Origin of the sequence: Hydrogenophilus thermoluteolus (genome assembly GCF_003574215.1) — a bacterium.
Lineage (GTDB): Bacteria > Pseudomonadota > Gammaproteobacteria > Burkholderiales > Rhodocyclaceae > Hydrogenophilus > Hydrogenophilus thermoluteolus.
In genome coordinates this window covers 203,686-215,000 of the sequence record NZ_AP018558.1, presented here as the reverse complement: position 1 = coordinate 215,000, position 11,315 = coordinate 203,686, and the positions used below count along the sequence as shown (strand labels likewise).

Annotated in this window: 13 protein-coding genes (1 of these 13 running past the window's edge); 1 reads left to right on the top strand and 12 read right to left on the bottom strand. The window is 62.8% G+C overall.

What is annotated here, in order from left to right; all coding sequences use genetic code 11:
- On the bottom strand, nucleotides 1-2 hold a 2-nt sliver of the coding sequence (locus HPTL_RS00980; protein WP_119334305.1) for a methyl-accepting chemotaxis protein. It extends 2,026 nt beyond the left edge of the window; only 2 of the gene's 2,028 nt are visible here; its start codon straddles the left edge of the window (only 2 of its three bases are visible, at nucleotides 1-2); its stop codon lies off the left edge, out of view.
- Nucleotides 3-89: 87 nt separating this feature from the next.
- Between HPTL_RS00980 and HPTL_RS00975 the strand changes: the two genes are divergently transcribed.
- Nucleotides 90-1,346, top strand: coding sequence for a YihY family inner membrane protein (locus HPTL_RS00975; protein ID WP_119334304.1), 1,257 nt, complete (start codon nucleotides 90-92; stop codon nucleotides 1,344-1,346).
- A 29-nt stretch (nucleotides 1,347-1,375) separates the two neighbouring features.
- On the opposite strand, the gene ccmI is transcribed toward HPTL_RS00975, so the two are convergent.
- From ccmI to ahpF, 11 genes are all read right to left on the bottom strand, one after another.
- Nucleotides 1,376-2,296 (bottom strand): c-type cytochrome biogenesis protein CcmI, encoded by a 921-nt coding sequence (ccmI, locus tag HPTL_RS00970; protein WP_170141232.1) that lies wholly within the window; start codon nucleotides 2,294-2,296, stop codon nucleotides 1,376-1,378.
- A complete protein-coding gene (locus tag HPTL_RS00965) occupies nucleotides 2,293-2,880 on the bottom strand; it encodes a cytochrome c-type biogenesis protein (protein ID WP_119334302.1) in 588 nt (195 codons plus the stop codon). The genes ccmI and HPTL_RS00965 overlap by 4 nt, the downstream gene beginning before the upstream one ends.
- Nucleotides 2,877-3,467 (bottom strand): DsbE family thiol:disulfide interchange protein, encoded by a 591-nt coding sequence (locus tag HPTL_RS00960; protein ID WP_119334301.1) that lies wholly within the window; start codon nucleotides 3,465-3,467, stop codon nucleotides 2,877-2,879. The genes HPTL_RS00965 and HPTL_RS00960 overlap by 4 nt, the downstream gene beginning before the upstream one ends.
- An 85-nt stretch (nucleotides 3,468-3,552) precedes the next feature.
- Entirely contained in the window at nucleotides 3,553-5,535 is a 1,983-nt protein-coding gene (locus HPTL_RS00955) for a heme lyase CcmF/NrfE family subunit (protein WP_119334300.1), read from the bottom strand.
- 4 nt (nucleotides 5,536-5,539) lie between these two features.
- On the bottom strand, nucleotides 5,540-5,986 hold the full coding sequence (ccmE, locus tag HPTL_RS00950; RefSeq protein WP_119334299.1) for a cytochrome c maturation protein CcmE: 447 nt from the start codon (nucleotides 5,984-5,986) through the stop codon (nucleotides 5,540-5,542).
- Nucleotides 5,983-6,189 carry a heme exporter protein CcmD gene (gene ccmD, locus HPTL_RS00945; RefSeq protein WP_119334298.1) on the bottom strand — a complete coding sequence of 69 codons (207 nt, stop codon included), beginning with the start codon at nucleotides 6,187-6,189 and terminating at the stop codon, nucleotides 5,983-5,985. The genes ccmE and ccmD overlap by 4 nt, the downstream gene beginning before the upstream one ends.
- A gap of 4 nt (nucleotides 6,190-6,193) precedes the next feature.
- A complete protein-coding gene (ccmC, locus tag HPTL_RS00940) occupies nucleotides 6,194-7,006 on the bottom strand; it encodes a heme ABC transporter permease CcmC (protein ID WP_231999994.1) in 813 nt (270 codons plus the stop codon).
- A 10-nt stretch (nucleotides 7,007-7,016) separates the two neighbouring features.
- On the bottom strand, nucleotides 7,017-7,685 hold the full coding sequence (ccmB, locus tag HPTL_RS00935; RefSeq protein WP_119334297.1) for a heme exporter protein CcmB: 669 nt from the start codon (nucleotides 7,683-7,685) through the stop codon (nucleotides 7,017-7,019).
- Nucleotides 7,682-8,332, bottom strand: coding sequence for a cytochrome c biogenesis heme-transporting ATPase CcmA (gene ccmA, locus HPTL_RS00930; RefSeq protein WP_119334296.1), 651 nt, complete (start codon nucleotides 8,330-8,332; stop codon nucleotides 7,682-7,684). Before ccmA ends, ccmB begins: the two co-directional genes overlap by 4 nt.
- A gap of 104 nt (nucleotides 8,333-8,436) precedes the next feature.
- Nucleotides 8,437-9,567, bottom strand: a complete 1,131-nt coding sequence (cfa, locus tag HPTL_RS00925) for a cyclopropane fatty acyl phospholipid synthase (RefSeq protein ID WP_119334295.1) — start codon at nucleotides 9,565-9,567, stop codon at nucleotides 8,437-8,439.
- Nucleotides 9,568-9,600: 33 nt separating this feature from the next.
- The gene (gene ahpF, locus HPTL_RS00920) at nucleotides 9,601-11,178 is read right to left on the bottom strand and encodes an alkyl hydroperoxide reductase subunit F (RefSeq protein WP_119334294.1); all 1,578 of its coding nucleotides are present in this window, start codon (nucleotides 11,176-11,178) and stop codon (nucleotides 9,601-9,603) included.
- Nucleotides 11,179-11,315: the final 137 nt, after the last annotated feature.

Genomic DNA, 11,315 nt, shown 5'->3' with positions numbered 1-11,315 from the left:
ATTTTTTCTGTCTCCTACTGGGGTAACGATTCCACTATTATCGGCGATCGGGAAAAAAACTTGAGCGGTTTTCGCGGTAAGATCATCCTATGATCCCAGTTTCGCTATTCTGCCGTGCGTTCGCGCGCCGCTTCGCGGATCGCTTCTTGGCCACCAACTGCTGGGAGGTTGCCGGAGGGCTCGCATTTACCACGCTGTTGGCGCTGGTGCCCGTTGCCACCTTGACGATCCTCTTTTTCCGAACGGTGCCGGCGTTCGCGAAGCTGGGTGAGGCGCTGCGCGAATTTCTCACTGCGAATCTGCTTCCGGAAGCGGCGGCGACGATCATCACCCAATACGCCGAAGCGTTTACCACCAATGCCGGGCAACTCACCGCGTTGGGCTCCACGATGCTGGTTTTCACGTCGGTGTTGCTGCTCGCGACCGTCGAAGATGTCTTCAACCGCATCTGGAATGCGCGGCGCGCCCGGGGTTGGGCCAGGCGGCTGACGCTCTACTGGTTCGTCTTGACCGCGGGACCACTTCTTGTCGGCGGCAGCATCGCCGCGGCACGTGCATTGGCGCAAGAGGCGTCCGAATTCGCTGGCCACGCGTCTTGGTCGGACCAGGTGCTCGCCGTCTTCGTGCCGCTCTCGCTCTTGTGGCTCTTCTTCAGTTTTCTTTATTATGCCGTCCCGCACCACCCCGTGCGGGGTCGAATCGCGGCAACCGCCGGTCTGATCGTGGCGGTGCTCTTTCTGTTGCTGCAGAAGGGGTTTGGTTGGTTCGTCGCCACCATCCCCACCTATACGTTGATCTACGGCGCGTTTGCCACGTTGCCGATCTTCTTGCTCTGGCTCTATTCGCTCTGGCTGCTGATTTTGAGCGGTGCGGTTGCCGCCGCGGCGTTCGAAGAGACCAACGCGGAGATCAAAAGCATGCCGCACTTTCCGGGGTATGAGGCGTTGGCTGCATTCACGATCCTGGAAACGTTGTGGGCTGCGCAGAAGGTGGGCAAGACAGTCGATCAAGAGGAGCTGTGGCACGCTGCGCAGTTGCCCCCGCACGAGTGCGAACGGCTGCTGGATGCGCTGACGGCGCGTGGATGGATCGAGCGCAGCGAAAAGGGCGCATGGCTGGCTGCGATCGCACCGCAGGTGTTGTCACCGGCGCACGTTCTGGCTGCGTTTGCGCTCGACCTCGATGCGTGGCGCCAACATGCGCAGACCCCAGGCGCACGATGGCTCCCCGAGCAGCTTCGGCCCGCTGCGCACGCGTTGGCGCAGCCCTTTGCGTCGTTACGCGAGGAAACTGCCCCGACACAAAGGGAAGAGAACCGCAATTTGCCTTCTGATTCCGCGGGTTGAGCTGGCCGAACGGGGGCGTTGCGTGCGCGCTATTTATTCCCTTTTGCGGATAATTTCTGACGCTCTTCGGCAATCGCCGCAGCAACGGCTTGGTGGGCCTCTTCGTTTCCTTCGGTGAGTGGCAAGAGCTGCTCCCAGTAACGAATCGCGGTTGCCGGGTCGTCGTTCGCAGACGCGGCTGCCCCTGCGAGCGCAAGCGCGCGGGGTGATTGCGGCGCAAGTTCGACGGCCTGCTTGATCAGCTTGACCGCATCGCCGTTGAAGCCACCATTCGCCGCTGCGAGCAGTTCGCCCCAATCGAGCAAGACGTTGGGATCCGCGGGAATTTTGTCGCCAATGGCGCGCCACGTCGCCTGCACTGCCTCGGCATCTTCCAGCACCATGTAGGAGCGCGCCAGCATCCGCCACCCCGGTACATCGTCCGGTTGCTGCGCCAAGCGTTCAGCCAAGCGCGCCACCAGTTGGCGGATGCGCTCGGGCGTGATGCCGCCGTTCTGATTGACAGTGCGCGCGGCCTGCGTGGCAGCAACCACCCGGGCATCATCGGCCCATTGGGGCGATCCCACCACAAGGTAAAACGCGGCTGCGGAAAAGAGTGCCATTCCCAGCGCACCGACTGCCCACCCCGGTTGCGCTGCATCATGCACGAGCTTCTGCCCGCTATCCGGAACTTCGTCGCCGGGCGTTGCCTGCGCAGTCGTTTCCGCCGCAGCCGTCTCGGCCAAGATCCGGGCGCGAAGCTCATCGAGCGCGAGACGAAACGCGTCGTCGTCGATCCGCCCGGCGCGGTGATCGGCTTCGAGCTGCGCTTTTTCCGCCTGGAGCGCAGCAATCACGGCGTCGCGGTGGCTTACCGGCGTACGGGTTCGCACACCGCGCATGAGCGGCCACAGCACGAAGAGCAACACGCCAAGCGCGGTTGCGACACTCAAGAGTATCCATGCGGTCACGAGGATTCCTTTGCTACGCGCGTTTCCGTTTTACTGGGGGAATCACCAGCCAGCAACGCGTCGGCCTGCGCCTTGGCCGCCTCGTCGAGGGTGGCTCCCACGCCACTTTGCTGCTGGCGCCGCCGTAAGCCAGACCATAACCCGAAGAGCCCCAGCGCCGCCAATGCGAAAGGGCCGACCCAAAGCAAGAGCGTGCGCGCATCGAAAGGGGGTTCGAAGAGCACGAACTCACCATAGCGCGCAACGAGAAAATCGACGATCTCCTGTTCGCTTTTCCCTGCTTGCAGCATGGTGCGTACTTGGTTCATCAAATCGTGCGCCAATTCGGCGTTCGATTCGGCAATCGACTGGTTTTGGCAAACCACACAGCGTAGCCGGTGCCCCAAAGCCAGTGCGCGCCGTTCGAGTTCAGGATCGTGTAACGGTTGCGCGCGTTGCTCCGCGGCTGGCGCGGCAGCCCAACTCTGCGCCACCGCGCTGAAAGCAATTGCAATCAACAGCCAACCCAGCGTCGCGTCGACGCGAAAGCGGCCCGCCGCGTACCGCCTCAGGACTGCCAACAGAGACTGCACGCACCGCCTCATGACCCCTCCTGGAGCGCCAACCATTTGGCGCGCAACTGATCCTGCCAAACTTCTGGTGTGATCGGCCCGATGTGCTTGTAGCGGATCACCCCTTTGGCGTCGATGAAGAAGGTTTCGGGCGTGCCATAGACGCCGTAATCGATCGCAGCACGGCCGGTGAGATCAACTACCAGATCGGCGTAGGGGTCGCCGCCCGTTTTCAGCCACGCGCCAATACGCTGCCACGCCAATTGCGCTTCGGCTTCCGGAGACAATTTGCGCGCGTCGAGTCCGGCATCGCCGCGAATCTCTTTATAGTTGAAGCCGATGATGCGCACCCCCTCTTGTTTGAGGCGCATCAGCATCGGGTGCTCTTGGCGGCACGAAACGCACCACGTCGCCCAGACGTTGAGCAAATAGGGCTTTCCTGCCCATGCCGCAGGCGTCACGGTGACAGCGGGTTCCGCAAAGCGCGGCAAGGTGAAATGGGGCGCGGGTTTGCCAATGAGTGGAGACGGGATCTCACGGGGGTTCAGGCGAAAGCCAACCGCAAAGAGCACGACGAGCCCCAGGAACACCACCAGCGGTACCACATATTTCCAGCGCATCAATAGGCTCCTCTTCGAAGTCGCAACCCCGCTACGAGCGAACGATCCCACTCAAACCAATCGCCACCGCGATCGACAACGGCGGTCACACCCGCACCCCCACTGCGCCAGCAGGTACCGCCAGATGGGCCCGTTGCCGCCGGTAGCGGCGGTCGAGCGCGGCAACGGCCCCACCCACCGCCATCAGCAACGGGCCAAGCCAGAGAAAGAGCACCATCGGCTTATAGAAGAGCATCACCACCCACTCACTTTCGTTCACCGGGTCGCCCAGCGATACGTAGATGTCCCGCCGCCATGTGGTGTCGATTGCCGCTTCGGTCATCGGCATCGCGGAGAAATGGTAGTTGCGTTTTTCGGGGTGCAGCACCGCGACGGGTTTTCCGTCCGCTGTCGTGACCACGATCGTCCCACGCATCGCGGTGTAGTTCGGCCCTGGTTTTTCTTCGACGCCTTGGAAGCGGAACCGATAGCTGGCCAGCTCCGCGACCTGCCCCGGCGCCATTTTGACGTCGAGCCGCGCTTCGAACGCACCCAGGAGGGTCGCACCCATGATGAAGACGCCAACGCCCAAATGGGCCAACCACATCCCCCACCACGAACCGGGGATGCGGGAGAGCCGCTCAGAAATGCTCTGACCTTCCGCGCGGTTCTGCAGCCGCTCCCAGAGTAACCGGGCACTGCCCCAAGTGACCCAGAGCGTGAGCCAGAGCCCCAGCCACGCGCGCAAGGTCACGTGGTCGGCCGCCGCCAGCAACGCCAGCGCCGCCGATGCCGTCACCACGAAATCGAGCACCAGGCGCTTGCTCAGCCGTCGCCAATCGTCCTGTTTCCAGCGCAAGAACGGGGATATCGCCATGAAGAACACCGCTGGTGTCATCAGCGGGACGAAGACCGCAACGAAGTAGGGTTCGCCCACTGAGAGCTTGCCAAGCCCCAACGCATCCATCAACAGCGGATAGACGGTGCCCAACAGGACGGCAAGCGCCGCCGCACTCATCAAGACGTTATTGACCAGAAGCGTCGCTTCCCGCGAAAACCAACCGAACGCGCCACCGCCTGCGAGCATTGGCGCACGCCAAGCGAAGAGCGCGAGCGACACCCCGACCGTTACCGCCAGCAACCCCAGAATGAAAAGGCCGCGCGACGGGTCGGAGGCAAACGCATGGACCGAAGTAATCACGCCGGAACGGACCAGAAACGTCCCCAACAGCGACAGAGAAAACGCGGCGATCGCCAAAAGGACGGTCCAAGCGCGAAACGCGCCACGCTTTTCGGTGACGATGATCGAATGGATGAACGCGGTCATCACCAGCCACGGAATGAACGAGGCGTTTTCCACGGGGTCCCAGAACCACCAGCCCCCCCAACCGAGTTCGTAATAGGCCCACCACGAACCGACCATGATGCCCAAAGTGAGAAAGAGCCACGCGGTGAGCGCCCATGGCCGTGCCCAGCGCGACCACGCCGCGTCCATACGCCCGGAAAGCAGCGCGGCGATCGCAAACGCGAAGGTGACCGCAGTACCGACGTAGCCCATGTACAGCAGCGGCGGGTGGATGATCATGCCCGGGTCTTGCAGCAGCGGATTGAGGTCTCGCCCTTGTTCTGGCGCTGGCACCAAGCGCGAGAAGGGGTTGGAGGTAAGCGTCAGAAAAAGCAGAAACCCGAAACTGACCAGCCCCAACACCCCAACGACACGCGCGCGCATCGCTTCAGTGAGCGCTTGCGACCGCCACGCCACTGCGGCACTCCAGCCAGCGAGCGCCACCGCCCACATCAGCATCGACCCTTCGTGGTTACCCCATGCCGCGGTCACCTGGTAAAACCAGGGCGTCAATGTCGAAGAGTTTTGGGCGACCAACGCTACCGAAAAATCGCTGCGCAGAAAGAGCGCGATGAGCACCGCAAACGCGGCGGCGAGCACAGCACCTTGCGCCAATGCCGCACGCCGCGCCGTGACCATCCACGCAACCCGCCCGCGCTGCGCGCCAGCCAAACCAAAAAACGCCTGCAGCGCGGCAACCGCAATCGCCAGCGCCAGAAGCACCTGCCCCCACTCCGCCAACATCCCGTCACTCCTTCAGGCTTTGCGCCGCCCGCTGCGCCTGGTCGACAGCGTGGGACGCTTCCGGGGGCATGTAGGTTTCGTCGTGCTTCGCCAGCACCTTCTTCGCCTCAAATACGCCGTCGGGGCGAAGCACCCCTTCGGCTACTGCGCCTTGGTTCTCACCGAAGAGGTCAGGCAGTGCGCCGCGGTAGACGACAGGAAGCGCATGTGCGGTATCGGTGATCCGAAAGGTCACCGTGACTCCGTCCGGACCGCGTTGAATCGAACCGGCCTCGACCAACCCCCCCACACGAAAGTAGCGCCCCTCTTGCGCCTTACCCTGCGCGATGTCGCTCGGTGTGACGAAAAAGACGAGGTTTTCTTGGAATGCCGAGAGCACCAGCGCCACCGCGCTTGCCAGTAGCGCCACCCCGGCCAGGATCAAAGCCAAACGTTTCTTGCGCGGACTCATCGCGTCGTCTCCGTGGGTTGCACTGGCTCATCGAGCGTTTCCCATTCTGCCGCATGGGCCACGCGCGCGGCCGCGTGCCGCGCCAAACGGCGAAGCTGAAACACCTCGAACGCAATCAGCGCAAAGGTCACGAAATAGCTCCCCCACACGAACGGCGCTTTTCCACCCATCGCCCAGAACGCCGACCAAGAGCCCCATTCCATCCTGCTACTCCTTTTCTGCTTCGCGTTTCGCGACCATGGCTGCCGCTGCTTTCTGCGCCCAGTCGGTATGCGCCTCCCGCAACAACACCATGCTGCGCGCCCGTGCCAACGCCACCGCGATCGAATAGCTCCACGCGGCAAAGGTCATGATGAGCATCGTCACCAGCATCACGGTTGCCATCGACGGCGCTTTGGTGAGACTGACCGAAGCGCCTTGGTGCAACGTATTCCACCACTGCACCGAAAAATAGATGATCGGCACGTTGATCGAACCGACGATCGCCAGGATCGCTCCGGCCCGATCGGCACGCCGAGGATCCTCGATGCTGCGCACGAGCGCGATGTATCCCAAATAAAGGAACATCAGCAGCAACTGCGAGGTCATTCGAGCATCCCACGCCCAGTAAGTTCCCCACGTGGGCTTGCCCCAAAGGGCACCGGTCCAAAGCGCGACGAAACACCAAAGCGCGCCCGTCGGAGCGAGCGCGTGCGCGAGAATGAACGAGACGCGCGTGTTGAGGGTCAACCCCACGATCCCCCAGAACGCCATCGCCAAATAGATGATCATACTCATCCACGCGGCCGGAACGTGGATGTAAATCACGCGATAGACCTCTCCCTGACGAAAATCGGACGGCGCCACGAAAAAAGCTGCGTAGAGCCCCACGACAGCCAACAGCACCGCCGCCCAGCCAAACCAAGGGACCAGTTTTCCCGTGAGCCAGAAGAACTCCTTGGGCGCAGCAAAGCGCCACCAACTCTTCGGCGAGCGCATCTTCGTTTCGGCAGCGGCCCGCCATGCGTCGATTCGACTCATCCCTTCCTTCCTACTCCACAGCCAAACGCAGCGCCGCGGCACACCCCCACGGTGCAAGCGCCGCCGCCGCCAACGAGCCTCCGGCCAGAAGCGCCAACTGCGCCGCGAACGGGGTGCCATCGCGTGCGCTCGCCACCGCATCGACGCCGAAGATCAGCACCGGCACGAAGAGCGGCAAGACCAAAAGCGCCAGCAACAGACCGCTTGCGCGCAACCCGAGCGTCAGCGCCGCTCCCACCGCGCCGATCAAGGTCAGCATCGGTGTACCCAAAAGCAGCGTCACGGGCAACCACCCATAAACTACTGGTTCGACGTCGTAAAGGAGCGCCAGAAGCGGCGCCAAAACAGCAAGCGGCACGGCCGTAGTCACCCAATGGGCCAACAGTTTCGCACCCAGCCAAACCGGCGCTGGTTCGGCAGACAACAACAATTGCTCCAAAGTTCCATCCCGCCAGTCGTGTTCGAAAAGACGTGGCAGCGTCAGGAGCACCGCAAGGAGCGCGGTCACCCACAGGATTCCTGGCGCGATCGTGCGCAACAGCCGCTCATCAGTCCCCACGCCGAAAGGGAACAAGGTGGCGACGATCACGAAAAAGGTGAGCGCAACCAGCGTGTCGGCGCGGCTTCGCCAAGCCAGCAGCGCCTCACGCCGCAATACCGCCAGAAAGAGCGCGATCATGCGGCGCGCCTCCGCGCGGGTCGAAACGCGCCGAGATCAAGGGTACGCACCGGCACACAAAACGGCGCTTCCTGGTGGGTGGTCAATAGAATCAGCCCGCCTGCTTGGGCATGCACCTCGATCAAGCGGGTGAGCGTCGTCACGAACGCCTGATCGAGCGCCGTGAGCGGTTCGTCCAAAAGCCAAACGGTTCGCGTACGTGCAAAAAAGAGACGCGCAAGCCCCACCCGACGGCGCTGACCTGCAGACAGGACTTTGAGCGGCAGATCACGCTGCGCGGCCAACCCAACTTGCGCAAGCGCCTCGTCGACCGCGCGGGACGACGGGTACGCACCCATCAACGCACAGAGAAAGCGCACATTTTCCCGCGGCGAGAGAAGCTCGTTCGCGGCCAACGCGTGGCCAAGATAGCACTGTTCGGCAAGCCACGCGTCGCGTGCCACACTGAGCGGTTGGTCGCGAAAATAGATCGTCCCGCGCGCAACGGGCAGTAGCCCCGCCACCATGCGCAACAGGGTGCTCTTCCCGGCGCCGTTTTCGCCCGTGATGCGCACCACTTCGCCGGGCTCGAACGTCGCGGAAAGGCGATGGAACAGCAACCGCTCCCCTCTGCGCCCCGCCAGATCGTGCCACCTCAAGAGTGCCATGCCGCCCCATCTCGAACCACGCTTGCGCGATTGTACCCGAAGGGCGCACGCCGGTCGTGGTCTTTGCGGTGGCACACGTTTACGTACCGGGCAGGAAGCGGCGATCAGGCGACGCGGCAATACCCCCCAGAGACCCCTTCCGGCGCCAACACGATTTGCCAAAGCTGACTGTCCCGGGCGCGGAACGTTCCGGCGCACACCAGGAGATAGTAGCGCCACATGCGGTAAAAGCGTTTGCCGTACCGCGCCGCGAAGCGTGGCCACGCGGCTTCGAACCGCTCATACCACGCCATCAGCGTTTTGTCGTAGTCGGCACCGAAATTGTGGACATCCTCGATGACGAAAAGCGGCTCTGCTGCGCGAGCGATGTCCGAAAGCGCAGGCAGTTCGCCGTTTGGAAAGATATATTTCTCGATCCATGGATCGACACCCCGCCCCGGTTTGCGTTTGCCGATCGTGTGCAGGAGGAAAAGCCCGTCGGCTTTGAGTGCCCGCCGGACCGCGCGGAAAAAGGCAGGATAGTTGCGCACCCCAACGTGTTCGAACATCCCGACCGACGCGACGCGATCGAACGGTCCACCATAGGCGGCCGGGTCGAACTCGCGATAATCGGCAAGAACGAAGGTCACCGGCAGATCGCGGCACTGCTCTTGCCCAAAGCGCGCTTGATCCTGCGAAATGGTGATTCCGACGCACGTCACCCCGTAGCGCTCCGCCGCAAAGCGCATAAGGCTCCCCCATCCGCACCCGACGTCAAGGAGTCGCATACCGGGCTTCAGCCCCAATTTGCGGCAGATGAGGTCGAGTTTCGCTTCCTGCGCTTCGTCAAGCGTTGCCGCGTTTGCCCAGTAACCACATGAATAGGCCATTGTTTGGCCAAGCATCGCGGCAAAGAAGTCGCTTCCCAGGTCGTAATGGGCGCGTCCCACCTCCCACGCCCGGCTGCGCGACTGCAGGTTGATGAGCACCGACTGCATCGCCAAGAGCGCACGCCGCCAGTCGCGCAACCGTTCGTCGAGCTTCGCGGTAAGCGCGCGGGCGATCAGTTCGTCGAGCGCGTCACAGTCCCACCACCCGTCCATGTAGGACTCGCCCAACCCCAGACTTCCTTTTGCGAGTACCCGGTCGAAAAAATCGGGGTGATGGACGGTGATGTCCCAGGGACGCACCCCGCCGATTTCGACGTCGATCTCTTGCAACCACTCCCGGATCGTCGCTTCCGCGCGCTTGGGCATGGCTCCCCCTCCATTGTCTAGGATGACACGACCCTACGCGGCGCTTTGGCGGATCAGAAAGTCGAACGCCGAAAGCGCCGCTTTTGCTCCTTCGCCCATCGCAATGATAATCTGTTTGTAGGGCACCGTGGTGCAATCGCCCGCGGCAAAAATTCCCGGAACACTGGTCGCGCACCGCGGATCGATCTCGATCTCGCCGAAACGGTTGCGCGCCACTACCCCGTCGAGCCAATCGGTGTTGGGCACCAACCCGATTTGGACGAAGACCGCTGCCGCGTCGATCTGCCGCTCTTCCCCCGAAGCGCGGTCGCGATAGCGCAACCCGGTCATCTTCTGCCCGTCTCCCAAGATCTCGAGCGTTTCCGCTTGGGTGATCACGGTGACGTTCGGCAGCGAAGCGAGTTTTTTCTGCAAAACCGCGTCGGCCTTGAGCGCATCGGCATACTCGAGGAGCGTCACATGGTGGACGATTCCCGCAAGGTCGATCGCCGCCTCGACGCCGGAATTGCCGCCGCCCACGACGATCACCGGCTTACCTTTGAAGAGTGGCCCATCGCAGTGGGGGCAGTACGCAACCCCTTTACCGCGGTATTCCCGTTCCCCCGGCACGTTGAGCTCCCGCCAGCGCGCCCCCGTTGCCAAGATCACCGTTTTCGCCTTGAGCTCGGCGCCGTTGGCGAGCTGGACCACCGCCGGCTGCCCCGCCGCGCCGGGACGCAACCCCACGGCGCGCTGATGGTTCATCACATCGACCTCATACGCCTTGACGTGTTCTTCGAGTCCAGCGACCAATTTCGGCCCTTCGGTCTCCTTGACCGAAATGAAGTTCTCGATCGCAAGGGTATCCATCACCTGACCGCCAAAGCGTTCGGCGACGATGCCCGTCGTGATCCCTTTGCGCGCGGCATAGATCGCCGCCGCCGCACCGGCTGGCCCGCCGCCGACGATCAAGACGTCGAAAAGCGGCTTTTGCGCCAATTGCGCACGCACCCGTTCGTCGTTTTTGGTGTCGACCTTGGCCAGGATCTCCGGCAGCTCCATCCGCCCTTGGCCGAAGAGCGCACCGTTGAGGTAGACGGTGGGCACCGCCATGATTTGCCGGGACTCGACCTCCTGCGGAAAACGCGCACCGTCGATCATCACCGCGGTGACGTTGGGGTTGAGCGCCGCAATCGCGTTCACCGCCTGCACCACATCCGGGCAGTTGTGGCAGGAAAGCGAGACATAGACCTCGAACGCCAATGGCGCAGTAAGGCTTTTGACCTGGTCGATCACCGCCTGATCCACCTTGGGGGGGTAGCCGCTCACCTGCAGCAGCGCCAAAATGAGCGAAGCGAACTCGTGCCCCAACGGCAACCCGGCAAAATGGACCCGCGGTGCCTCGCCGGGACGGGTCACTGCAAACGCAGGGCGCCGCCCGCCCGCGACTTCGTCTCCCATCGCTTCGCGCACCGTCACCTTGGGACTGGCTGCGCGAATCGCTTCGATCAACTCGCCCAATTGCTTCGCCGCGTCGCTGGCGTCGAGCGCGGTCACGAGCTCGATCGGTTCGACCAACCGTTCCAAATATTGCCGAAGTGCCGCTTGGGTTTGTTCATCTAAAAGTGCCATCGTGATTCTCCTTCGTAACCGGACCAAACCGCGAGGCAAAAAGCCCCCTGGTTTCCCCCCTCGGGGCCCCTTGCCACGCGCTTTGGCGTCTTGTCGCTCTGTTGGGATTGGGTTGGTAGTGGCACGGCAGCGCGCCG

Bases quoted from the DNA above. Each gene is read 5' to 3' on its own strand.
- HPTL_RS00955 (WP_119334300.1), bottom strand. From the start codon at position 5,535: ATGTTGGCGGAGTGGGGGCAGGTGCTTCTGGCGCTGGCGATTGCGGTT.
- cfa (WP_119334295.1), bottom strand. From the start codon at position 9,567: ATGCCCAAGCGCGCGGAAGCGACGATCCGGGAGTGGTTGCAAGAGATC.
- ccmB (WP_119334297.1), bottom strand. From the start codon at position 7,685: ATGATCGCGCTCTTTCTGGCGGTATTGCGGCGTGAGGCGCTGCTGGCT.
- ahpF (WP_119334294.1), bottom strand. From the start codon at position 11,178: ATGGCACTTTTAGATGAACAAACCCAAGCGGCACTTCGGCAATATTTG.
- ccmE (WP_119334299.1), bottom strand. From the start codon at position 5,986: ATGAGTCCGCGCAAGAAACGTTTGGCTTTGATCCTGGCCGGGGTGGCG.
- ccmD (WP_119334298.1), bottom strand. From the start codon at position 6,189: ATGGAATGGGGCTCTTGGTCGGCGTTCTGGGCGATGGGTGGAAAAGCG.
- HPTL_RS00960 (WP_119334301.1), bottom strand. From the start codon at position 3,467: ATGCGCTGGAAATATGTGGTACCGCTGGTGGTGTTCCTGGGGCTCGTC.
- HPTL_RS00965 (WP_119334302.1), bottom strand. From the start codon at position 2,880: ATGAGGCGGTGCGTGCAGTCTCTGTTGGCAGTCCTGAGGCGGTACGCG.
- ccmA (WP_119334296.1), bottom strand. From the start codon at position 8,332: ATGGCACTCTTGAGGTGGCACGATCTGGCGGGGCGCAGAGGGGAGCGG.
- ccmC (WP_231999994.1), bottom strand. From the start codon at position 7,006: ATGAGTCGAATCGACGCATGGCGGGCCGCTGCCGAAACGAAGATGCGC.
- HPTL_RS00975 (WP_119334304.1), top strand. From the start codon at position 90: ATGATCCCAGTTTCGCTATTCTGCCGTGCGTTCGCGCGCCGCTTCGCG.